The sequence below is a fragment of the Halomonas sp. 113 genome, from assembly GCF_904067645.1.
GTDB classification, from domain to species: Bacteria; Pseudomonadota; Gammaproteobacteria; order Pseudomonadales; family Halomonadaceae; genus Vreelandella; species Vreelandella titanicae.
In genome coordinates this window covers 1579038-1603932 of sequence record NZ_LR881453.1, presented here as the reverse complement: position 1 = coordinate 1603932, position 24895 = coordinate 1579038, and the positions used below count along the sequence as shown (strand labels likewise).

Annotated in this window: 15 protein-coding genes; 4 read left to right on the top strand and 11 right to left on the bottom strand. The window is 54.1% G+C overall.

Annotated features, from left to right (window positions below; genetic code table 11):
- Nucleotides 1-6: 6 nt before the first annotated feature.
- From YERSI8AC_RS07680 to YERSI8AC_RS07660, 5 genes are all read right to left on the bottom strand, one after another.
- The gene (locus tag YERSI8AC_RS07680) at nucleotides 7-1383 is read right to left on the bottom strand and encodes an undecaprenyl-phosphate glucose phosphotransferase (protein WP_089690585.1); all 1377 of its coding nucleotides are present in this window, start codon (nucleotides 1381-1383) and stop codon (nucleotides 7-9) included.
- Nucleotides 1384-1393: 10 nt separating this feature from the next.
- Nucleotides 1394-2845 carry a TolC family outer membrane protein gene (locus tag YERSI8AC_RS07675; RefSeq protein ID WP_089690583.1) on the bottom strand — a complete coding sequence of 484 codons (1452 nt, stop codon included), beginning with the start codon at nucleotides 2843-2845 and terminating at the stop codon, nucleotides 1394-1396.
- The gene (locus YERSI8AC_RS07670) at nucleotides 2845-4224 is read right to left on the bottom strand and encodes an HlyD family type I secretion periplasmic adaptor subunit (protein WP_159176459.1); all 1380 of its coding nucleotides are present in this window, start codon (nucleotides 4222-4224) and stop codon (nucleotides 2845-2847) included. The genes YERSI8AC_RS07675 and YERSI8AC_RS07670 overlap by 1 nt, the downstream gene beginning before the upstream one ends.
- Before the next feature lies 1 nt (nucleotide 4225).
- Complete coding sequence (locus tag YERSI8AC_RS07665) at nucleotides 4226-5980, bottom strand: type I secretion system permease/ATPase (RefSeq protein WP_159176458.1); 1755 nt, start codon at nucleotides 5978-5980, stop codon at nucleotides 4226-4228.
- Between the two features lie 157 nt (nucleotides 5981-6137).
- Nucleotides 6138-8477, bottom strand: coding sequence for a DUF4214 domain-containing protein (locus tag YERSI8AC_RS07660; protein WP_159176457.1), 2340 nt, complete (start codon nucleotides 8475-8477; stop codon nucleotides 6138-6140).
- 217 nt (nucleotides 8478-8694) lie between these two features.
- Here YERSI8AC_RS07660 and YERSI8AC_RS07655 point away from each other — a divergent pair, with 217 nt between their 5' ends.
- Together YERSI8AC_RS07655 and YERSI8AC_RS07650 are read left to right on the top strand one after the other, a co-directional pair.
- Nucleotides 8695-13362, top strand: a complete 4668-nt coding sequence (locus tag YERSI8AC_RS07655; RefSeq protein WP_159176456.1) for an ExeM/NucH family extracellular endonuclease — start codon at nucleotides 8695-8697, stop codon at nucleotides 13360-13362.
- A gap of 157 nt (nucleotides 13363-13519) precedes the next feature.
- Nucleotides 13520-14953 carry a phosphomannomutase gene (locus tag YERSI8AC_RS07650; RefSeq protein WP_159176455.1) on the top strand — a complete coding sequence of 478 codons (1434 nt, stop codon included), beginning with the start codon at nucleotides 13520-13522 and terminating at the stop codon, nucleotides 14951-14953.
- Between the two features lie 107 nt (nucleotides 14954-15060).
- On the opposite strand, the gene glyA is transcribed toward YERSI8AC_RS07650, so the two are convergent.
- Entirely contained in the window at nucleotides 15061-16326 is a 1266-nt protein-coding gene (gene glyA, locus YERSI8AC_RS07645; protein ID WP_159176454.1) for a serine hydroxymethyltransferase, read from the bottom strand.
- Between the two features lie 243 nt (nucleotides 16327-16569).
- Between glyA and YERSI8AC_RS07640 the strand changes: the two genes are divergently transcribed.
- Together YERSI8AC_RS07640 and YERSI8AC_RS07635 are read left to right on the top strand one after the other, a co-directional pair.
- Nucleotides 16570-17001 (top strand): LexA family protein, encoded by a 432-nt coding sequence (locus YERSI8AC_RS07640; protein ID WP_022520377.1) that lies wholly within the window; start codon nucleotides 16570-16572, stop codon nucleotides 16999-17001.
- Entirely contained in the window at nucleotides 16998-18362 is a 1365-nt protein-coding gene (locus YERSI8AC_RS07635) for a Y-family DNA polymerase (RefSeq protein ID WP_159176453.1), read from the top strand. Before YERSI8AC_RS07640 ends, YERSI8AC_RS07635 begins: the two co-directional genes overlap by 4 nt.
- Here YERSI8AC_RS07635 and YERSI8AC_RS07630 read toward each other — a convergent pair.
- The 5 genes from YERSI8AC_RS07630 to YERSI8AC_RS07610 form a co-directional block, all read right to left on the bottom strand.
- The gene (locus tag YERSI8AC_RS07630; protein ID WP_041157895.1) at nucleotides 18324-19787 is read right to left on the bottom strand and encodes a sodium-dependent transporter; all 1464 of its coding nucleotides are present in this window, start codon (nucleotides 19785-19787) and stop codon (nucleotides 18324-18326) included. The genes YERSI8AC_RS07635 and YERSI8AC_RS07630 overlap by 39 nt on opposite strands.
- 72 nt (nucleotides 19788-19859) lie before the next feature.
- Entirely contained in the window at nucleotides 19860-21083 is a 1224-nt protein-coding gene (locus YERSI8AC_RS07625) for a YbfB/YjiJ family MFS transporter (RefSeq protein ID WP_041157894.1), read from the bottom strand.
- Between the two features lie 137 nt (nucleotides 21084-21220).
- Nucleotides 21221-21577 (bottom strand): AtuA-related protein, encoded by a 357-nt coding sequence (locus YERSI8AC_RS07620; RefSeq protein WP_022520381.1) that lies wholly within the window; start codon nucleotides 21575-21577, stop codon nucleotides 21221-21223.
- Nucleotides 21564-22970, bottom strand: a complete 1407-nt coding sequence (locus tag YERSI8AC_RS07615) for an acyclic terpene utilization AtuA family protein (RefSeq protein WP_159176452.1) — start codon at nucleotides 22968-22970, stop codon at nucleotides 21564-21566. The genes YERSI8AC_RS07620 and YERSI8AC_RS07615 overlap by 14 nt, the downstream gene beginning before the upstream one ends.
- Nucleotides 22967-24877: a TRAP transporter permease gene (locus YERSI8AC_RS07610; protein ID WP_236557265.1), complete on the bottom strand. Its 1911-nt coding sequence runs from the start codon at nucleotides 24875-24877 to the stop codon at nucleotides 22967-22969. The genes YERSI8AC_RS07615 and YERSI8AC_RS07610 overlap by 4 nt, the downstream gene beginning before the upstream one ends.
- Nucleotides 24878-24895 lie beyond the last annotated feature (18 nt).

The following is a 24895-nucleotide window of genomic DNA, read 5'->3' as shown; positions in this document are numbered from 1 at the left end:
CTTACTCTAAGGCTGTCGATTCACAAATCCATGCGTGATGGTCATGGCGAGTATTTTGAGATCAAACCCCAACGACCACCGTTCTATATAATAAATATCGTATTCTACCCTCTTTTCCATCAACTTGACGTCGTCCGTGATGCCCCGCAGGCCGTTTACCTGGGCCCAACCTGTCATACCCGGCTTGACGCGATGACGCTGCATGTAGATATCAATGTGGTCTTTATAGTGGTCGTTGTGATCCATGGCGTGGGGCCTTGGGCCAACAAGCGACATTCGGCCTTGTAGTACGTTATAAAGCTGGGGAAACTCATCTAAGCTGGTACGTCGTAAAAAGCGCCCCAATGGCGTTACACGGTCATCATCGTAGGCAGCCTGCTGCGTTGTATCGCTTTTGTGCAGACGCATAGTTCTAAATTTATAAATTTTGAAGCGCTTTCCGTCTAGGCCATGCCGCTCTTGCTTGAATAATACCGGCCCACCCATTTGCCAACGAATTGCCGCTGCAACCGCTAACATTATCGGGCTAAAAAGCACAAAGAGCACTAGACCTAGCACGCGGTCTTCCAGTGCTTTAATAAAACGCATGGAGCCACTAAGCGGGGTGTAATTAAGTTCTAATGAGTAGAGGCCCGCCACCTGCGTAATACGGTGGTTCAACAAGCGTATATCAGGTAAGTCGGGGAAAAAGCGAATACTAGAGGGAATACCGGCAAGCAGACGCATTAAGTGGCGCACGCGATTACCTTGAACCAGGGGGTAACCTATCCATATTTCGTCAAAATTGCGCTGAAAAATGTTTTCTTGGGCGAAAGCAGCCATTTTGTGAAAAAAAGTCGTGTCGTCTTCATCAATATAATGACCTACCACTACATACCCCGCATGGGGTGTTTCAATGACTTTTTTTTCTAATAGGGCGATATTATCCTTTTTACCAATTAACAGCACTCGCTTTAAGTTATGCCCTTGTGCGCGCAGGCGCCTCAAGTATCCGTACAGCAACGTACGCATTACACTGCCCACTGCTAGCACCGATAATGCAGAAACCCCCATCCACAAACGAGAGAAACTCTGTGTGCCTTTAATGGCAACAAGCAATAGGCTGAGCAGGGCAATAGTCGCTATCCAGGTCACAAGATAAATACCGAGCATGGTGTAAAGGCTGCGCCCACGCCAAGGCTGGTAAAGCCCGAATAGCTCACCTACAGCGGGTAGCAATAGGCTGCCAATAAGTATCAAGAAAAGGTAGTCATTGCCATCGTGGTCGATATCGGGCATCAGCCAAAGAGTAGCCAATGCTACTAACGTGGCTATACCCGCATCAAAGCAACGCATCGCGCGACGCAACCACTCACTACCTTGGCTTGTTTTTATAACGGCCATAGTATGATGGCTACCGAGCTACCTGCGCTGACGTGGACATTGAGGCCAGTAGCGCCATAATGCGAGCCAAGTCATCGCTTTCCAAGCTCCCGACTGCAGCATGCAGCGCCAGCGTGTCCAAGGCATAATTACCCACGGTATCAACGTACTGAATACGCTGATCATAAAGACTCGCACGAGCATCAAGCACATCGACAAGATCGCGTAGTCCTAATTGTTCACCTCGTTCGGCGGCATCTAAAAACAGTTGACTCGATGAAATAGCTTGATTCAACGCCTCCAAGCGACGTTCGCCACCGTTAAGTGCTCTGATACGCTGCCGCACCTCTTGGATCGCAAGGTTGCGTTCATTATCGAGAGCAGCCAACCCTGCCTCTATACGCTTTTCACCTTGCCGAACGCTGGCATTAGTGTAGCCACCACGATATATAGGTACGCTTAATTCCACGCTCGCCCGGTAGTCTTCGCTTTCTCTCAGTTCATCGTCACTGACCCGATCTGAATAACTAAGATTTAGGTTTAGCTCGGGGTAGTAACCAGAGCGCCTGACGCTACTATCAGCCTGGACAACCTGTTGCTCTTCGCTAGCATATAGGACATTCAAGTTTTGATTAGTGCGGGCGATCCACGCTTCGGGATCACCAATATCATTATTGAGGGTAACCGTCGTAAGTTCGCCAGGCGCAGAGCTTTGAAATTCGGGCATAACGCCAGTGAGGCGCTCTAATTCGCTTAAAGCATTATCTAGCTCGTTTTCTGCCTCAACAGCATCGGATACCGCCTGATCATACCTGGATTGGGCTTCCAATAGGTCTACTCGATTCCCCACCCCTAAATCAAACGCACGACTTGCTTGGCGGACTTGCAGATCAAGTGACTTTTGCTGGGCTTCCAACAGCCCAGAACGCTGTGCAGCTAAATAGGCTTTTACATAAGCTTCGCTTACCTGTATCGCCAGCTCTTGTTCTACAACGGCAAGCTGTAGTTCAGCAGCACTTACCTGAGCACTGGCAACATCCATTTTCCTCCAGCGCTCTAGGCTGAAAAGTGGTTGCTGTAGCTGAACTTGATAGTAGGTTTCATCAATTTCGCCGGGCCTTGTTGCGGGTTGACCCAAATCTTCATCACCAACGGTTTGGATATTTGTAGAATCTTGCCATAAGTACCCTCCAGTTGCGCTGATTTGGGGCAGCAGCTGTGAGCGGGCCATAGGTACTTCTTCTTGAGTAGCATCTAGCTCGTATCGCTGACGAGTAAGGTCTGAGTCGTGACGCAGTGCCCGGGCAAATAGCTCAGGCAGTGATGGCAGCGTTTGGGGTTGTGACTCCGAATTAGCCAACGCTTCTAGTTCAGTAAGCGCTTGATCATCTGCGGTAACATCGCTTTGTGCCAATGCCGGCTGACTAAGCAGCGCAACTGCAAGTACAAGCGCACTCAGGTTAAAAGGTGTCGTCCGTGTCATTAATCCTCCCGGATAGCGCGCGATAGCATGTCAGTAACTGGTTTGGCGATGTAACTAGCAAAAGTACGCTCACCAGTACGGATCATGACTTCAGCAGGCATACCTGAAAGCAGGTGCATTTGCTCCGTCATGTCCTCTTTTCCTTCATCAGTTACCCGAATGCGCGTTTTATAGTAATTCTGACCGGTCGCCTCATCTTCGAAACTATCGGCGCTGATGTGAATAATCTCACCATCAATTATATTTGTTAGCCGCTGGTTGAAAGCAGAAAAACGAATTTCAGCAAGCTGGCCTATGAAGAGGTTATCGATATCACGCGTTGGAACACGCGCTTCCACCACAAAGCCGTCATCTGACGGAACCACTTCCATGATGGGATCCCCAGGTCGAATAACGGCACCGACTGTATGAACTTGGCGGCCCACCACGGTACCCGAAACTGGGGCGCTCACAACGGTTCGATTGACTTGGTCGGTCAGCGAGGTAATGCGCTCCTCCGCTTCCGCTATTTGCGCTTGAGCATTGCGCAGCTGTTCACCTACTTCGGCCTGAAATTCCTGCTGAGTAATCTCTTTTTGCATACGGTTTTCGCTGATTTGCGAACGAAGCTGAGCAATATTAGATTGAAACTCTGCATTATCACCTTGGTATTGCAGTATTTGTCGTTCGAGTTCACGCAGACGCTGATTATCGCCCAGCCCCTCGCGATACAGCGAACGGAAGTCTTCCGCTTCTGAACGCAACGAGCTGATACGCTGATTATTAACTCTTTCACGCGCTTCTAGACCATCAATCTGCTCCTGCATTTGAATAATCTGCTGATCCATTGAGTCTAGTGTACTGAGCAGCGATTGACGGCGCGCATGGAATAAACTTTGCTGAACAGCCGTTACCTGTTGGATCCTATCGTTATCCACCGACATCAGCTCTTCGGGCATTTCAAGCGTTTCGGCGCCTTGCTGTTCTGCTAGTAAGCGCACTTCCATCGCTCGGTTTATATAGTATTGAGATTGAGCAATTTCAAGCTGCGAGCGCACCTGAGTATCGCTCAATATCACCAGCGGCTGCCCAGCCTCAACTTTGTCCCCATCTTCCACCAAAAGCTCTCGCACAATGCCACCTTCAAGGTGCTGCACCGTGCGCTTAAACGACTCCATGGATACGTTACCTGGGGCTACCACAGCTACCGCCAATGAAGCTGTCACAGACCACAATACGAACCCGCCAAGCGCTATACCTAGAATAGCGTAACCGAGCTTACGATAGCCTTTATCACTGGTTGGTAACTTCTCTTGAGCCTCACCTTCAATGGTAGCTGGGCCTTGTGGCGTTACATCAATTTCGCTTTTGGCTGGGAGCTGATCTTTGTGACTGCTCATATTACGACTCCTCACTACCACGACCACCTGAAATGGCGGAGAGGCGAGCTGAACCCTGTTGGCCTACTTGAGGGCGTGGCTTTTTGGCAAACTGGGCAAGTACTTGGTCTCGGGGGCCAAACATACTGACTTGGCCTTCTTTCATGACCAAAAGCTTGTCCATTGTTTTTAGTACGCTAGTTCGATGACTTATTACAAATAGCGTTGTACCTTCTGCTTTTAATTGAGCAATGGCTTGGCTCAGCGCTCGTTCACCAGCGTCATCGAGATTGGCATTTGGCTCGTCTAGCACTACCAACACTGGGTTACCATATAAGGCGCGTGCTAACCCTAAGCGCTGGCGCTGACCACCAGAGAGTGCACCGCTATTTGAGGCAATAATCGTGTCGTACCCATCAGACAGTTCCAACACCATTTCATGAACGCCTGCTTTTTTGGCGGCTGCAACGACTTTCTGTGGATCAACATTGCCAAACCGGGCAATGTTCTCGCTGATGGTGCCATCAAAGAGTTCGATATCTTGGGGTAAATAGCCGATATAGGGGCCTAGCTCGTCACGGTTGTATTGATTAATTGCTCCGCCATCAAGCCTTACGTCGCCCACCTGTGTTGGCCATATCCCCAGCAACACGCGGGCAAGCGTTGATTTGCCTGCCGCACTAGGGCCGATGATGCCAACATGCTCACCTTTAGCGACACTAAAATTGATGCCTCGGATGGTGGCCATACGCGTACCTGGAGGAGCAGCAGCTACGTTTTCTATATCAACAACACCTTGTGGAGCAGGCAGCGACATGTGGGGCTGTTCGCCTGGAATCTGTACTAGAAGCTCGTTTAACCGGCCATAGGCACCACGCGCCGATACAAAGCCTTTCCAGCCACCTATCATTTGATCGATAGGGGCCAGCGCACGTCCCATAAGGATAGAACCAGCAATCATCATGCCGGGGGTCATTTCGCCTCTGAGCACTAAGAGCGCACCCAGGCCAAGAATCAATGACTGGAACAGTAAGCGCATCACTTTAGATGTATTCGTTAACGCGCCTGCTCGGTCGCTTGCTTGCGACTGCTTAGCAAGAAACTCATGATGGCGCTTTGACCAGCGCCCCATAATGCCAGGCAGCATGCCCATCGCATGAAGCACTTCAGCGTTACGTAAGTTAGAGTTGGCTAGGTTTTGCGCTTGAATCTGTTCACTATTAGCTTCAGCAAGCAAGGTTTTTGTAGACTTCTCATTAGCCACCGCTAGCGCAAATAAAATAATCCCCGCACAGGTAGCAAACACCCCGAGCCAGGGGTGGAAAATAAACAGAATACCTAGGTAAACCGGCACCCAAGGGGCATCAAAAAAAGCAAACAGGCCATTTCCAGTAAGAAATTGTCGCAAGCTGGTCAGGTCATTAAGTGGCTGGGCACTTTGGCTGCCAGGGGACATTATGCTACGTCGAAACATGGCGCTGTAGAGGCGCTGATTGATAGTGGTATCTAAACGGTTCCCTATCCTCACCAACATCCTTGAACGTACCAGTTCCAGCCCGCCCATCACCATAAATAGAAATACGACGACGAGCGTCAACATGATCAGCGTATCGAGACTTTGCGTGGTGAGCACGCGGTCATACACTTGGAGCATGTACATGGGGGGAACTAGCATCAGCAAATTGACGAACATGCTAAAAAAGCCCACCGATACAAACGAACCCTTACAGGCGCTTAATGCACGCTGTAGATCCGTTGCTTCCTGTTGCTTTGCCATGGAGGGATCACCGTTGAATCAAAAGAAGTCACGCGAAGATTATCGCGGCAGCATAACAGAAACGCCCCTGCCTAGGGTAGGGGCGTTATGAGAGTAAAAACTGTCAGGAAGGGGGTCGAGCTTATCTATACCCAACCCAAGGTCTGCAAATAAACCGTTAACCAAACAGCATCATGCTCTCATCTGACTCGGCAAAACCAACCATAACGGCGCCTCGCTCGGCACCATTATCCAACTGATCCAACCAGAACTCTTTACCTGCCGAATCAGACGTTCTCTCGAGTACGTTTGAATACATCAGTTCAATAAAGGCGTCGTCTTCTAGATTCCCGTTTTGACTATTGAACTCAGCTGACGCAATAAAGCTGTTGGCAATATCACCTAAACCAGTAGTCTCCTTAATTTCCAACCAGTACCCCAACCCTTTACCATCCGCATCGCGATCAAAGGCAGCATCGTAAAGGCGCAATAGTGGGTCAACAGGCGCGCTGAAGACTGCATCGCTACGCTCATCAAGGTTTTGGATACGCAGGTCTTCGCTGGCAGGGGTTTCTTCTTCGCTAAATGGCGTTTCGCTGAACATGCTGGCCATGTATTCAGCAAAGGCATCCTGCTCAGTGCCCTTATCGGCGAAGGTAAACTGGCCGTCATCTACAAACGCGTCCATAAGATCCACGCGGTCTTGATAGCTGCCTTCACCTAACGGGTAACCGTCGCCGCCGTCGGCCAAAAAGCCTAAGGTAACGACTTTGATGCTCTCTTCAGCATCACCTACCAAGCGGCCATTCGCGACCAGTACATCGTTTGCACTGCCATCCTCATTAACGATTACCGCATTTTGGATGCGCTCGCCGGCGGGTTGGCTTACATCAAAGCTGTATTGGATACCGCCCACCTGGGCAAACTGACCAGCAGTGACACCCGGCGCTGACGCTGCTACCGCATGCTCCAGGATATCCAATAGCGTGCTACGCGTGACGGTAATGATGGTCAGGTCGTTATTGAAGCGTAGCGATGACGCTGCATCCAGCTGGGATACACCCCCTTCCGGCTTGCCGATAGCGGGGTTGGCGCCCGGCACCTGGTAGCTGGGCTCGCTATCGCTTCCTTCCACCACGACATCACCAATCGGCTCACGAATACCACCGCCGTTCTTAAACGATACCAGTACCTCGGCGTCCAGCTGTTTGGCGTACCAGAGGTTGGCGTCGGCAGTCAGGTTACCCAGGTTGGTCTCTTCGGTACGCACTGCGCCCCGCTCCCCCACCAGATAAACATCGGTTAAACCAAGGATGTTGCCGTCTTGTTCAGCAACGAACTCCCCTACGGCGCCGACTAGGTCGTTGGCCACATCCCCTTTGGTGCCTTCAGCAAAGGCGCTTTCCAGGTCGCCCCACAGCGCTTCTACCTGTTCGTCAGTGGTGGCATAAACGCCTGAGGTGTTCTCATCGATTGAATCGGCAACAACCCGCCCCTGTTCGTCAAACTCCACCACTAGCTCGGCAACGTAGCGCCAGCCACCATCCGTATTCACTACCACGACATCATTACCTGAGGCATCCTGGGTAACAATGGGGTATGAGTCATAGGGTTCGCCCGCTCCCGGAAACAAGCCGCGGTCTTGGTCTTCTTGATCCGCCAGCAGGCTATTGGAGCCGCCTGCGATCACGATATCGACCCCATCCAGCAGTGTCGCTAGCTCTTCTTCAAACTGAATTTGCTGAAGGTGCGAACTGAGGATGATCTTATTGATGCCCTGCGATTCTAGGTCATCAATGACTGGCTGAATCAGGTCGGCCAGGGCCTGCATGTCGTTACTACCCCCTGTCAGCACGTCTACATCACCTGGCGAAGAGATGCTTTCAAGGATTTGGGTAGTTACGCCAATAATGCCAATTTTTTCACCACCACGCTCGGCAATCACCGCCGGGGCTAGCTTAGGCTTATTAGCGCCAGCGAATAGCTCTTCCAAAGTAGCTTGGAAAGCGTCTTGGCTGAGTAACTCATTGGTAGCCAGCTCGCTTAGGGCGGCATCAGCGGAGAAATCCAGGTTGGCTGAGAGGTAAGGGAACTGCGAGCCCAGCCATTCAATTTCAGCAGCCGTAGCGCCGTTAACCACAGGCGCGATCATTGCAGCAATTAGATCAGTGCCTAGGTCAAACTCGTGATTGCCCAATGTCACGGCCGCAGCGTCGACCAGATCCATCAACAGAGTCTCAACACGCCCAGAGGCCGCCGTGATTCCGCTCATGGAACCCGCTTCAAGCCCATAAATCTCTTCAACCGCTGTTTGAAAGGCCTCTTGCAGACTGGAATCAGCAGCGGCATTCAAGTACGGCCCTGGCAGGACTAAATCACCCGAGCTTACAAACAGCGAGTTGGCGTACTGATCTTCTAAGTGATCCACAATAGAGATGAAGTTGGGTGCATTAAGCAGGTCTCCCCCACCCCCTTCCATATCGGCTGCGTGCAGGAGTTGAAGCTGAAAATTACTCATGGCGGTTCCCTTTTTTAATCAGTGGAGAAAACAGGCAAACGTGAGAGTAGACATCCAACCATTGCAAATGCGTGACGCTTTAAAGAAAAAGCATTTAAGCATTGGCGAAGATCACTTTGCCATCCAAGTATCATAAAAATACAACATTAAAGTCATTTTATTGCTATGACTTAGTAATAAATTAGATTTTTCTATTCATTCTGTGAGGGCTGGTTAAATGACCAATATTGAGCTTGTTTCTACGTTATATCGCGATATTTTATTGCGTGAGCCGGATGAGGCTGGCGCTAATTATTGGACTACCGCCCTGGATAGCGGAACTGTCGATGTTGCAACCACTCTTGACTCAATGGTGACCAGCGATGAATTTCAGCTGCAAATCCAACCTATTATTACGCTCTATAGTGTTCACCTATTACGTACGGCCGACCCTGCAGGCCTCGCGTACTGGGTCAATGAGTACCGCAACGGCTTAGCATTGGAAGAGATTTCCAATAGTTTTCAAGCGTCTAATGAGTTCGAAGCCAGCGTTTCCAACTTGAACGATACCACTTGGCTAAATCAACTCTACAACAGTGTTTTGAACCGTGAGCCTGACCCAGAAGGCTTAGTGTACTGGTCAGCGCTGCTGGCGGACGTGCTGTCTCGTGAGGAGCTTGCCGCAGCATTTATGAACAGCAGCGAAAGCATTGAACAGCAACCAGCACGTGTATTAGCTCCTTTACTCGGCGATGGCTCCAGCGTGGATGATGTTGCATCGCTACTGAGTCGTTACATTGAGCAGCTTGAGAATGAGCAAGAAGAACCTGAAGAACCAACAGAACCTGAAGAGCCAACGGAACCTGAAGAGCCAACAGAACCTGAAGAGCCAACAGAACCTGAAGAGCCAACAGAACCTGAAGAGCCAACAGAACCTGAAGAGCCAACAGAACCTGAAGAGCCAACAGAACCTGAAGAACCCAACAACCCAACTGACCCCAGTCAGCCTGAGCCAAGCAATCCAAACTTCAATCTGGGAGAGCGCTACCACACGGGCACTTCTGACGCTTCAGCAGCAATTGCCGTGGGCGAGGGTTTAATGTTGGTGGCGGATGACGAAGACCAAGTATTACGCCTCTATGAGCGCGACAGTGATGGTGCCCCTTTGGCGGAAATTAACCTGAATACGGCTCTGGGTTTGAATGACACCCAAGAGGTGGATTTGGAGGCGGTGGCGACTCATCAAGGTACCCAATATTGGTTAGGCTCCCACGAGAGCAGCCAGCGCTCGATGATTTTTGCCACTGAAGTGACAGGTGATAGCGCTGAAAGCTTGAACATCGAGGTAACGGGACAGTTTACCGATTTAGCCAGCCAGCTTAACGACTGGGATGCCAATAATGGCCATGGGCTTGGTGAAAATGCGCTGAGCCTCTCGTTAGGGGTCAATATTGAAGGCGCTGTGTTTATCGGTGATTCCCTTTATCTTGGCCTACGCTCGCCGTTGGATGATGGCTTCGCACAATTAGTGCCTGTTGAAAACGTGATTGACCTCGTCTCTGATGAGTCTAGCGAAGCTTCCTTTGGCGATCCCCTGCGTTTAGACCTGAATGGCCGCGCGGTGCGTTCTATTGAGCCTGCTGGCGATGAAGGTTATCTGATCCTGGCGGGCCCGGTTAACGATGACGACGACGTCGGTTTTGGTCTTTACCTATGGGATGGCGATTATGCCGTTCGTGAAATAGACGGCCCGGATCTCAATACCCTACCGGACGCACTGACGGCGAAGCCGGAATCACTTTTCGATGTTTCCATCACCGAGTCGGGCGTTACTGCGAGCGTGCTGTTTGATAGCGGCACGGTGGATTGGTTAGAGGATGGTCAAGAGTCTAAGGATCTACCCGCCGAACAGCAGCGCTTTGTAAGCACAGACATTGAATTCAACCTGCCTGATTTTGCACCTCAAGCCGGTGACATTGCGATTACTGCGGTCAGTGGCAGCGAAAAATCCTTCCAGTTCGTAGCACTGAAGGGTATTAGCGAAGGTGCGGAAATTACCTTTACTGACTCAGGCTGGGCTGGCGATGGCTTCCGTGCCAACGAAGGCGCCGTTAAGTGGACTGCGCCTGAAGGCGGCGTACCTGCAGGCACGGTTGTTACTTACACTGCGGATTCTCCGCAATTCACTACTGCTAACAGCAGCGAGGTGGGTAATAACGGGTTTAATCTTTCGGTCAGCGGTGACCAAGTACTTGCTTTCGTCGGCGAGGCTAGCGCCCCAACATTTATCTACGCGGCTCAAACCAACAGCGATGCGTGGCAGGACACTGCTGACTCCTCAAATAACTCTGCTCTGCCGCCTGGCCTTGAAGAAGGTGTCACGGCGGTTGCCGTTGGCAGCGCACGCAATGCCGCCTTTACCGGCGATGGCTTCGGCACGGCGGATGAGCTATTAAGCGCCGTTGGCAACCCAGAGAATTGGTCATTTGAGTACGCTGAATTACCCACCAATGCCACCACTGACTTTCATGTGGGCACGATGGAAGCTCCTTATGTGCCGGGCGAGCGCGATATTGGTTTAGCCATCACTGAGATATGGTCAGGCCAAAGTGGTTCTGATGTCACCGCTGACTGGTTTGAAGTCACTAACCGTTCGTCTGAAACGCTTGATTTCAGCAATATGCCGCTTTACTACGATGATGACAGCGCTGATCCCGTAGATGCTATTGAAATTAAGGGGCTAAGCTCGCTGGCTCCTGGTGAATCAGCGATTGTCATGGTCGATGGCGATGCCGAATCAGTCGCGGAATTCCGTTCAGCGTGGAGCAACCTGGATAATATCGATGCCCTGAAAATTGGTTATGCCGAGAATGCTTCTGGCCTGGGCGGTGGCGGCGATGCCGTAACGCTGTGGCAAGGCGACCCACGTGTTGATGGCAACCAGGTGGCAATGGAAGCCTACCCTGATACCGACGGGTTTGACGCCGCTTCCTGGGATGTGGATTTAGGCAAATTCACCACCACTGATACTGAGGGGGCGATTAGCTCTGATGCACTGGGCGGTGATGGTAGTGATGTACCCGCCGTAGCGTCACCTGGTCTTGCTAATCAGCCCCAGGTAGATATTACGCTGATTTCTGCAGTACAGGGTGACTCGAGCAGCAGCACTTTAGAGGGTGAAAACGTTACGCTTGAAGCCATCGTCACCATGGTAGCGCCTGGCTTGGATGGCTTCTTCCTGCAAGAGGAAGATAGCGATAACGACAATAATGCCGAGACGTCAGAAGGTATTTTTGTGTACGCGGGTAGCGGTAGTGGCGATTGGCTGGAGCAGCTCAATGCCGGTGATCAAATTCGCATCAGCGGCGAGGTCTCAGAGTATTTCGAGAAAACGCAGTTAACTGCCGAACGCAACAGCCTTGAGGTGCTGGCTAACGATGTGCCTTTGCCTGAAAGCCAGCGAATCATCATGCCGTTTACCGACAAACAAGGCCTGGAAGCCTTTGAAGGTATGCGAGTCGCCATAGAAGCGCTGGACGGTGAGCCGTTAGTGGTCACTGAGCTTTACGAGCTGGGCCGTTATGGCGAAGTTACGCTTGCATCAGGGGGCCGCTTAGAGCAGTTCACGGAAGTCAACGAGCCTGATGTGGCAGGCTATAGCGCTTGGCTTGACGACGCCGAGGCACGCACCATTAAAATCGATGATGCGAATTCGGCACAAAACGCTGATCCGATTATTTATGGTCGTAACGGTGAGGAGCTTTCTGGTTCTAACCCGCTGCGCGGTGGAGATGAGCTTCAGACTCTCGAAGGCGTGCTTGATTACAACTTCGAAGAGTGGAAAGTCCAAAACGTCGAAGGCCTGGACTTTACCGGCGCTGAGCGTCCGGCAACACCTGATACAGATGCTCTGGGTGATGCCGATATTACAGTGGCCTCTTTCAATGTATTGAACTACTTCACTACACTGGATGAAAACGGCAACAAAACAGAGACCTTAAATGGCACTCTGCATGATCCACGCGGCGCCAATAATGCTGAAGAGTTTGCCCGTCAGGAAGCCAAAATCGTTGAGGCAATTAATACCAGCGGTGCTGATGTGGTGGGGCTCATGGAAATCGAGAACAACGGTTATGGTGACGATAGCGCCATTGCAACGTTGGTTGATGCGCTGAATGCAGATGTGCAGGATAAAAACATTCAGGATGTCACTTGGGCTTACAGCGTCCCCGAAGATGGGAATGGCAACACCACTAGCCCTGGGGATGATGCCATTGCGGTTGGGGTCATCTACAATAGTCAGGCGGTGACACCTACTGGCGCTGCAGCCACTAAAACCGATGGAGCTTTCGCCACTGCAAACCGTGCACCGGTGATGCAAACCTTTGAAGATAGTAATGGTGAAACCTTTTCGGTGGTGGTTAACCACTTTAAATCCAAAGGCAGTGTCGTCAATGGTGAAGACGCTATCGGCGACGGACAGGCCAACAACAACCCCACACGGGTCGAGGCCGCGGAGGAATTGCTTGAATGGCTATCCACCAACCCCACCGGTAGCAATGACAGCGACGTGCTGATTCTTGGTGACTTGAACTCTTATGCCATGGAAGACCCCATCATGACCCTGACCGATGCGGGCTATACCCTTCAGGACGATGATTACAGCTATGTCTTTGATGGATTCTGGGGTTCGTTGGATCATGCGTTAGCCAGTGAAACGCTCGCAACACAGGTCACGGGCACCACGACTTGGCATATCAATGCGGATGAAGCATCGGCATTGGATTACAACACCGACTTCACTAATGATCGTCAGGATGACAACCTATACGCCGATGATGCGTTCCGTAGTTCAGACCACGATCCTATCTTAGTAGGCCTGAACTTAGGCCTAGCTGAAGCTTAATTAAACGTACTACCTTTTGAGATGGCCTCCGCTTGCGGGGGCCATTTTTTGTCTTACTAGCCATTACCCCTGATCGCTTCAGCGCTCAAAGCGCCCCGTAGCGCTTCCCGCCTAGGGTGTTAAACTCACCGCAAGCACTTTTTTCAGGAGAAATACATTGAGTTCAGTACGTTCCACTACTGCTATTATTCATGACAGCGGCATTGCTTTTGGTACCAGCGGCGCACGAGGGCTGGTTGAACAGTTTACCGATGAAGTATGTGCAGCTTTCACCGTGGCATTTATTACCGCCATGCGGGACTCTTTTCCAGTAGAACGTATTACGCTAGGTATGGATCGCCGCCCCAGCAGCCCGGCGATGGCAGCCGCCTGTACCAGTGCGGCCCATACGCTAGGAGTGAAGGTCAATGACTATGGCGTACTGCCTACGCCTGCCCTGGCGTTAAAGACAATGGCGGATGGCATACCTTGCATCATGATTACCGGCAGCCATATACCGTTTAACCGTAACGGCATCAAGTTTTACCGCCCTGATGGCGAGATTACCAAAGCTGATGAAACCGCTATTCTTAATGCTGAGGCGGCTATGCCTACCCTCCCCGCGCCAGTGCGCGGGGAGGTTTCTGAAGCCGCTAATCAGGCCTACTCAGAGCGCTTCACCACCTGGTTTCCAGGTGAGCCATTGAAAGGTTGGCGGGTAGGCTTGTACCAACACTCGGCCGCAGGGCGCGATTTGAATGCGCATATTTTGAGCGAGTTAGGTGCGGATGTAGTGGTACTAGGCCGCAGCGAAGCCTTTGTGCCTGTAGATACCGAGGCCGTTAGCGACGAGGATCAGGCTCAAGGGCGTGCCTGGGCAAACCAACACCAACTACAAGCCCTGTTTTCTACCGATGGCGATGGAGATCGGCCGTTGCTTGGAGATGAAACGGGTACGTGGCAGCGTGGTGATATTGTCGGGTTACTCTGCGCCCGTGCATTGGGAATCGAAGCGCTGGCTGTGCCGGTAAGCTGCAATACAGCGATAGAAGCGTGCGGTGCCTTCCAGCTAGTTGAGCGCACGCGCATTGGTTCACCGTATGTATTGGACAGTATGGCTAAGCTCAGTAAGCGGTTTACGCGAGTGGCTGGGTTTGAAGCCAACGGTGGTTTTCTATTGGGAAGCAGATTGGAGAGTGATGGCCGTCAATTAGCCGCCCTACCCACCCGCGATGCGCTGCTCCCCGCCCTTACTTTGATGGTGATGGCCGCCCAACGCGGGATTAACCTCTCGCAGCTAATCGCTGACTTACCTGCCCGCTATACGGCAAGCGACCGACTCAAGGATTTCGCCACGGAGAAAAGCCATGTGTTGCTGACCAAATGGCAAACCTCACCTGAGCTGATGCAGCAAACATTAGGTTTACAAGCTGGCATTTCAGCAGTCAATAGCACTGATGGCTTGAGAGCCACGCTTGAAAATGGCGATATCGTGCACCTTCGCCCCTCTGGCAATGCACCGGAGCTGCGCTGCTATAGCGAATCTGCTTCACAAGCAGACGCATCGGCACTGGTAAAACAGAGCTTGGCCGCTCTCGAAAAGCTGAACTAGGGGCCTTACTCTTAGCAAAGAACAGAGCACTAACAAAGAACGGGCGACCCTAATGGGCCGCCCGTTCTTTGTGGCTATCCTTTGCCAAGGAGAATGGTTACAGCTGCTTATTTATAAACCGGAAGCCGCGCACATACCTCGGCCACTTTATCCAGCACCTGGGCTTCGATGGCGCTGGTGTCATCGCCCTTGGCCAGTACGTCCAGAATATCGCAGATCCAGCCTGCCAACGTACTACACTCTTGTTCACTGAAACCGCGCGTGGTCACCGCTGGGGTGCCAATACGCAGGCCAGAGGTGACAAACGGGCTTTGCGGGTCGTTTGGAACGGCGTTCTTGTTCACAGTGATGTGGGCACGACCCAAAGCAGCATCGGCATCTTTGCCCGTTACGCCCTGCTTGATCAGCGAAAGCAGGAAGAGGTGGTCTTCGGTACCACCAGAGACGATGTCGTAACCGCGATCAATAAACACCTTGGCCATTGCCTGAGCGTTCTTAACTACCTGCTGCTGATAGGTTTTGAACTCGGGTTCCATAGCCTCTTTGAAACAGATCGCTTTGGCGGCGATTACGTGCATCAAGGGGCCACCCTGGCCGCCGGGGAAAACCGCTGATTGCAGCTTTTTCTCGATATCAGCGTCGTTTTCCGCTGAGAGAATCACGCCACTGCGTGGGCCGCGTAGGGTTTTGTGGGTAGTGGAGGTGACCACGTGGGCATGGGGCAAGGGGCTGGGGTATACGCCTGCCGCGACCAGACCAGAGACGTGGGCCATATCAACGAGTAAGTAAGCGCCTACTTCATCGGCGATTTCACGGAACTTGGCCCAATCAACAATTTGTGAATAGGCTGAGAAGCCGGCGATGATCATTTTGGGCTTGTGCTCGCGAGCAAGCTGGGCCACTTGATCGTAATCAATTAACCCCTGCTCATCCAGACCGTACTGAATGGCGTTGTAGTGCTTGCCGGAAAAATTAGGCTTGGCACCGTGGGTCAGGTGGCCGCCCGCATCCAGGCTCATACCTAAAATGGTATCGCCTGGCTTAACCAGCGCTTGGAACACCGCGCTGTTGGCTTGCGAGCCTGAGTGGGGCTGAACGTTCACGTAGGTGGCGCCGAACAGCTCTTTGGCGTAATCAATGGCCAGGTTTTCAGCGATATCGACGAACTCACAGCCGCCGTAGTAGCGCTTACCGGGGTAGCCCTCAGCGTATTTATTGGTCAGCTGGCTGCCCTGAGCTTCGAGTACGCGGGGGCTGGCGTAGTTTTCGGAAGCGATCAGTTCGATGTGGGCCTCTTGGCGCTCCACTTCTTTCTGCATGGCATCAAACAGCACATCATCAAATCCGGCAATTGTCATATCGCGGCTGAACATCGGCGGGAACCTCGTAACGAGAAAGGGTCATCATGGAAGAAGCGAGGGCGCTATCATAACGCAGCCTGACGCGACTTTCATCGCATCCTCGTCAGGTCTTGCATGAGCGTGATTCACGTAATGACAGAGAAAGTGTCATCGCGAACACAATGAAGCGATCTCAGGGGGCGTCAATTTGCGTTTTCCTTCGCCATGCAAAATACTGTATATTTATACAATATTTTAAGCACCAGGATGCCGACGATGCCGGGCCAGTCTTCTCACTTTACCCCTGCCTTGCCGTTAACCTCTCAGCCGCAGCCTTGTGGCCGCGCTGGTTTTAGTGGCTTTCCTTCGCCAGCCCAGGATTACGAGCCATGCACGCTGGATCTCAACACACGGCTGGTTAAAAACCCTACTGAGACGTTTTATGTCACCGCCACCGGCGACAGCATGGAGGGTTGGGGAATTTTTGAGGGTGATTTGCTGGTGGTTGATCGCAGTATTGAACCGCAACTGGGACATATTCTGGTCGCTATGCTAGAGGGCGAGGCCCTAATTAAACGCTATGCGCTCTATCGGGGAACGCCGCACCTGTGCTCAACACATCCTAACTATCCGCCACTGCCACTTGAAGGTAGCGACTGCCAGCTATGGGGGGTAGTGCGCGCCGTCGTGCACGAGTACTTGCGATGATCGGTCTAGTCGATGCCAACAACTTCTACGTCAGCTGCGAGCGGGTTTTTCAGCCCAAGCTGGAAGGTAGGCCCGTGGGGGTAATGTCGAACAACGACGGCTGTGTCATCGCCCGCTCCGCCGAGTTAAAAGCGCTGGGTATCCCTATGGGTGCGCCTGCCTTCAAGCTTGAAGAAATGCGTCAGCGCGGCGAGATCCACCTGCTGTCGTCTAACTATGAACTCTACGGAGATATGTCGGCACGGCTGACCCAACTACTACGCGATGCCTGCCCTGCAGTTGCGCCCTACTCAATAGATGAAATGTTCGTCTACCTGGAAGGATTAACCACAGAGCAGTGTGAGGGGCTGGGGCGAGAATTGCACCATCGCATTCGCCGCCATTTAGGGTTACCGGTGTGTGTTGGGCTGGCCCCCACCCACACGCTCGCCAAACTAGCCAATCACCTTGCCAAGCAAGACCCACATTACCAAGGCGTTTGCCTGCTTAATGGACAGGATCACACGACGCAGGCGCTGCTCAAACGTACGCCGGTGGGCAGCGTGTGGGGCGTCGGCCATCGGCTTGCCGGGCGCTTAGCGATTGGCGGCGTGACCACCGCTTGGGACTTGCGTCAAAGCGACGACAAGCAGTTGCGCAAGCGCTTCTCTGTGGTGCTGGCGCGCACCGCGCTCGAGCTGCGTGGCACGCCTTGTATGGAGATGAACGCCCTGGATCAACCGCGCCAACGCATTATGACCTCGCGCTCTTTCGGCCAGCCCACCGGCGTTTTTGCAGAAGTACATAATGCACTGCGGCGCCACGCCCAGCGCAGCGCTGAAAAACTTCGCGAGCAACGTAGCTTAGCTCGTGCGGTGATGGTATTTCTCAACACTAACCGTCATCGCCGCGATCAGTTGCAATACTTCCCGCAGGCGCTGATCGCCCTGCCCTCACCCAGCGACGATACCCGGGTGATCCTTGATGCCGTACGCCAAGGCCTTGAGCAGATTCATCGCCCCCGCTACCAGTTCATGAAAGCTGGCGTGATGCTGCTGGATTTAGTGGATGCAGAGCAGCACCAGCTTTCGCTGCTGCATCCGCCAGTCCGTGATCGCCATCCGTTTTTAATGGCAACCGTGGATCAGATCAACCAGCGCATGGGGCAAGGCACTATCAGCTTTGGTATGACGGATGCCCCTGCTGCTTGGCAACTGCGCTGCGCCCACCGCTCAGACCGCTATACCACGCGCTGGGACGAGTTGATGAAAGTGGGCACTCACCCCGGCGCAGTCGCCGACGCCGAGGCAAAGCAGAAAGAGAAGCAGAAAAAACAGCAGGCGTTAACCAGCGCTAAGCGCAGTACGCAGCCGCGGGCTTAAGGTTTCGCCAAGCGCGACCATGGCAAACAGAATCCCCAGCAACCAGGGCCAGTGAGCCGCAAACGAGACCTGATAAACGCCCAGCGCGTCGACAAAAATCACCACAATGCCCAGCGGGCTAACGTAGCGCACCATGGTCAGCCACAGCGCATAAGGCAAGGGGGCAAGCCCCAGCTCGTCGCGGAAGGTCTCGCTTTTCAGCACAAACCCCGCTACCACTACCGTGCCCAGACCACCCAACGGCATCATCCAGCGCGAGGTTAAATAATCCAGCCAGTCAAAGAAGTTCTTACCGGCCAGTGTCCAATCCGCGCCCAGGTTAAACGACAGCATCGCCAGTGTGCTAATCAACCACAGCACAATACCTGTGCCCCAGGCGGCTGCCGAACGCGAGATACCTTTGTTGTCGCACAGCCAGGAAACCGTGGCTTCGACCATAGAGATCGAAGAGGTCAGCGCTGCCATAGAGAGCATCAGGAAGAAGAGAATGCCAAACAGGGTGCCCAGCGGCATCGCCTGGAAGGCCAACGGCAGGCTCATAAAAATTAGCCCAGGGCCTTCTCCGGGGTTCATGCCATTGGCGAAAATAACCGGGAAGATCGCAAGCCCCGCCATCAAGGCAACAACGGTATCCGCCACCGCCACACTCACCGTGGTGCGGCCAATAGAAGCGTCTTTAGGCAAGTAGCTGCCATAGGTCAGAATCGCCCCCGAGGCCAGCGAGAGGGTGAAAAACGCATGACCCAGCGCTGCCAGAAGGCCTTCGCTAGAGAGGCTGCCCGCATTGAAGGAGAACAGAAAGTTAACCGCAGCGCCAAAGCCACCGGAAAACATACCAAAGCCAATCAACACCACCAGCATGATCACCAGCCCCGGCATCATCCAGCTAACGCTCTTCTCGATTCCCTGCTGCACGCCTTTACCCACGATCAACATGGTGGCCAGCGTGACCAGGGTGCTCCAGAAACCGAGGTTCAGAGGATTGGCGTTATTGGCCCCGAACACAGCGGCCATCTCATCAACGCTGCTGCCCGCGAGCCCCCCGGTCAGCATCTTCCACAGATACGAGAACGACCAGCCCGCCACCACCACGTAAAACGACAGGATCATAAAGCCGCAGAGCATGGCCATCCAACCAATCAACGACCAGGCCGATGAACGGCCAGACTCATTGACCACGCGCCGTATGGCATCCACCGGGCTACCACGCCCCCGCCGACCAAACGCGATTTCGACCATCATCACCGGCACACCCACGGCAAAGATGCACGTTAGATAGACCAGCACGAAGGCGCCGCCGCCAAACTCCCCAGTCATGTAGGGGAATTTCCAGATATTGCCTAGCCCCACCGCCGAACCGGTGGCCGCCAACATAAACCCCCAGCGGCCTAGCCATTGGGTGCGAGGTTGCCTAGAAGAGGTCATTTGCCCATATCCCGTAGAAAAAGGCGCTCATCCTAAAGGATTTCGAGGGTAATGCCCACTAGGCCCCAGTTCCTAGGCGTACACCATGGCTTTTGCGGCGGCATCCAGGCGTTGAGCGGTTTGATCGACCCGGCGCAAACAGGCCAGCAGCACCGCGCCAAGCGTTACAAAACCGCCCGCCAACCACAGCCCAACACCATAGTGGCCAGAGGTTTCAGCCAACATACCGGTTAATGCCGGGGCGCATATCTGGGCGGCGCCGTATGCCAGAGTCATCTGCCCCATTAGCCGCGCGGGGCTGGAAGGATAGAGCCTACCTGCCATGGTCAGCACAAGGCTGACGCAACCAAGGAAGGTACCGCCATAGAGCACCGCACTGAGCAGTACCACTGCTGAGTTCGCGGTAATCGCAGGCAGTACGATCCCCACTACCTGAATCCCCATGGCGAGAATCAGCGCCCCTAAATAGCCCACTCGACGGGCGACCAGATCCCACAGCATCACCGCTGGGGCGGCGGCTAAACCGGCCAGAGCGAACGTCCAGTTGCCCATCCCCGCCAGCAGCGGCTCACGCTCAACGATGGCAACTAAGAAGGTAGCGCTGATCACATAGCCATAACCGGCGCAAAAGTAGGCGGCGAGCATCCAGCGCATAAAAGTACGTGTTGGCGGCGTAGCGGTTCGGCTACTCGCCACGTGAGCCCCCTCTAGCGGCCTTTCCGGCCGCGGCAGCCAGCGCCAGGCAGGCACCAGCAGCACGGCACCCAGCAGGCTAAAGCCCCACCATTGGGTCTGCCAGCTAAAGGAAAACTGGAGCATCATCTCCACTGCCACCGCCGCGACAATCATGCCTAGCCCCAAACCGGCAAAATGAATTCCCAGCTCGCCGCGCTGGCGATGTTGGATTAACCAGTGAAGAATCAGCCCTGACGCTAATAGCATTGCAGCGCTGCTTGAAAGACCCGCCAGAAAACGCAACCCCGCCCAAACCCAGAAGTGATCGGTAAGCGCCATACCCGCAGTCGTGATTACCGCCAGGATTAACCCGCAGCGAAATAGCGTGTCTTTGATATAAATACTGTGAATAGAGGCGGCCAGCACGGCCCCCAGCATATAGCCCGCGTAGTTAACCGCAGCCAGCCAGCCGCCATCGGCATCACCCATCCAGGTTTGCTGCTGCATCACCGGTAGCAATGGGGTATAGGCAAAGCGCGCGATGCCAACACATAATATTTGGCTAAAAACGCCCGCCAACAGCACTTTGAAGCGCTGGGCACCTAGCGTTGCGACGGTCATGGGGCTACTCCTGAACGGCTCTTTAACGACGACTGAGCGGACGTTATGTTAATTAGCGTGCGTATTTTATCGTCATAGTAAGGCCTTTCAGGCAGCGGGTCATGACCACCTAAGTCGAGGAGCGAGGTTAAAAAGGCCTAGCTCGCATCAACCTCCATGCTTAACAGCAAAAACGATAGCGTCTTGCCATGCCCATCCAAGTTGAGCGCGCCATTAACGCCGCCCTGCAGCACGTCATCGATCACGAAGTTCATGCCCGCCAAATTAGGCAAAGGGTAACGCCGCACTCGGCTGGCACCACGATGAGCAAACAGCGCCAGCACACGCTCCTCGGTTACCTGCTCCAGCAGGGTGGTGTAATGGTCTGGGTCATAGGCAAACAGTGCCACGTTTAGCCGTTCCCCCTTATCACCTGCGCGGGCATGGGCGAGTTGATGAAGAGCGACTGAGGTATCCGGGCGCACCGTTGTTTGCGTGTGGTCAGCTTGCAGCATAACGTTCACTCCTACGTTCGCCGAGCGGCGACGATTCAAACAGACTGGCATGGGCATTAACGTCGCTACGTTTGACCAAATAAGAGGCGGTAAACACTCGCCTTTGAAATTGGCGCCGCACGCCACCGCCACCCGCGGGCCCGGCACAATAAAGCGCCAATAGCTCCTGGGTGGCGCGGGCTACCCAGCGCCGCTCGCTGTGCTCGGCCGCCAGCCGCAGCCGATAATCGCCGCTGGCAGACCCTGAAGCGCTACGCTGCAGCTCACCGCTATCGCTATCGAATACGCTGGCCAAGCCAATGATATCCAAGCGGGTACGCAGCTCGGCAGGGGCTCGAAACACCAATCGTTCACGCAGTACCTGCGCTGCAAGCTGGGCTCGTGCCAAGGCGTTCGGGCCGGCATAGGAGATTTCCGCCTCGCCCTGCCAACCGCCTTCATAGCACACGGTGGTTTTTAGCCGCTCAGGCGCAGGCTTGCCGCGAATTCCTGTCACCGCCACGCGATTGGGTGACAACTGACGCACCTCGGCGTGGGAAAGATCCACCGTGACATCCGGAGTCAGATAATTCGCCGGGTCATGAACTTCGTAAAGCAGCTGTTCTTTCACCGTCTGTTCGGTAACACAGCCACCAGTATTGGCGGGCTTGGTAATAATAAGGCTGCCATCCTGCTCTACTTCAATAATCGGATAGCCCACCGTGGCGAGTCCGGGCACCTCTTTAAAGCCCGGATCGGCAAAGTAGCCGCCGCTCACCTGGGCGCCACACTCTGCTAAATGCCCCGCCATCATGCCGCAGGCTAGACGATCCCAATCGTCCCAACGCCAATCGAAGTGGTGCATCAGCGGCGCTAAAAACAGCGCCGGGTCGGCAACACGGCCTGTAACCACTACATTCGCCTGCATGGCCAACGCCTCAGCCAGCGCCTTGGCCCCCAGATAGACATTGGCTGAAATCAGGGCTTCATCGCCGGGCATATCCAGCCGCTCGGCCTCCCAGCGCTGTAGGTCCAAGCTATGTAGCTGCTGACGGATATCGTCACCATGCACCTGGGCAATGCATGCATCCCCGCGCCCAAGCTGCGTAGCCAAGTCAGCAATTACCTGACAAGCACCACTGGGGTTCGCCGCACCAAAGTTGCCTAAAATCTTAATGTCGTGATCCAGACAGTCACGCAGCACTGGCGCCAGCAGCTCGTCTAACAGCGGTTCAAACCCGCTTTCGGGATCATCACGCATCGCGCGGTGAGCTGCCGCTAATGTCCGTTCGCCCAGGGTTTCAAATACTAAAGCGGAGGGCTGCTGTCGCTTGATCAACTCTGCCACCACCGCCACGGCCGCATCGGTACGGTCGCCAGAAAAACCCGCACCACTGCCTAATAAAAAGCTCATAGCTGTGTCTCCTTGGCCTGAAGAGAGTGGTGGTCGCCCGCGACGGCCCCCTGCTCGTCTCTCAGCAGCGAGCGGCGGCGTATAAATAGCCCAATGATCAGGGCTAGCGCCGCCAGCGTGGTCAGCCAGCCGGGTGTCAGCGCCAGTCCAATGACCGCGATCAGCCCCACGACATCGATCACGCGCTTACCCGTCATGGCTACCCGGGACATCAGCGCGGCGAAGGCCATCACAAACACGACCCCTTGGCAGCTGGCCAAGACGATCTCCAGGGCAGAACCAAACCCTGCCAGGGCTGGGTAGATCAGCAGCAGGAAGGGAATGACATAGATAGCCGCCGCCAAGCGCACTGATTCAACCGCCGCAGGCAGCCAGTTGGTGTCGGCAATGCCTGAGGCCACAAAGACCGCAATACAGACAGGCGGTGTAATCACCGACAGGGTGGCGAAGTAGAAAACGAATAGGTGGGCAATCAGCGGCTCAACACCGATGGTGGTGAGCGCAGGCGCCAGCACTGATGCCACCAGAACATACGCTGCCGTGGTCGGGATCCCCATGCCCAAAATCAGACACACGCCGCCGACGATAAAGGCGACCAGGAACAGCGACTCTCCGCCCACCGTGACTATCAAGCTGGCTAGGGTCACACCGATGCCTGTCATACCGATCATCGCCACCAGTATCTGCGCCCCGGCCAGCAGCACGCCAATAATCACCATGCCCTTGCCTGCATCGACTAAGCCTGCCACCAGCTTGCCGAGGATCTCGCGCAGCGGCATCTTAGCCATGAGCGCAAAAGGCACGAACGTTAGCACGGTCATCAAGATGCCGTAGAACGCCGACATTTGGATCGAACGACCACTGAGCACGCCGTAAAACAGCCCGCCTAATGCAGCCAGAATGGGAATAATTCGTTCAGGGCGTATCACGTCTGACCAGCTTGGCAGCTCATCATCGGGCACTACCTGCAATTGGCGGCGCTTGGCGACGAGGTGAATGGTGACAAACACCCCGAGATAGAAAAGAATCGCTGGCAACAAGGCCGCTAAGGCGATACGCAGGTAACTCTCACCGAGGATTTCCGCCATGATAAATGCCGCAGCGCCCAGGATCGGCGGTGCGATTTGGCCACCGGTCGAGGCCACCGCTTCTACCCCAGCCGCGAAGGGGCGTGGGTAGTTCAAGCGTTTCATCATGGGGATGGTGAAGTTGCCCGTGGTGGCCACATTGGCTACCGCACTGCCGCTGACCATGCCAAACAGCCCGGAGGCCACGGTGGCCACTTTGGCAGCACCGCCCGGCGAGCGGCCGCTGATACGCAGCGCCAAATCCATAAAGGTATTACCGCCTCCGGTATGTAGCAGCAAACAGCCGAACAACACGAAAGCAGCGATAGTGGTGGCGGCGACGCCAACCAGCATGCCCCACACGCCTAAATCGCCGAGGTAGATGGTTTCGGTCATGTAATACAGATCAAAACCACGGTGGCCGAGCGGCCCTGGAATGGCTGCTCCAAACCACGCGTAGGCTAATCCCACTAGCACTAACAGTGGAAAGATCACGCCGATGGCGCGCCGCGAAAGCTCCAGAATCGCCACCAGCAGTACGCCGGTCAGCAGCATATCCCGAGGTGTTGCCCAGGGGAGTTCGACCAGAATTTGTTCATAGTTAAGCGCCACATAGCCACAGGCAAACACCACCCCCACTGCCAGCACCGCATCAATCGCAATGCCCAGCGGGCGCCAGCGCTTGCCTGCGCCTAGCGGATAGACGGCAAGCCCTAGCAGGATGACCAGCGCGAGAAAGATACTCCGCTGAATCAAGCTCTCGAACGGCCCAGTGGCGGAGGTATAAAGGATTAGCCCGCCCAGCAGGAGCGCCAAGCCTTTGGTAACTGTCTCGCGCATGATCATCTTCTCCAATGG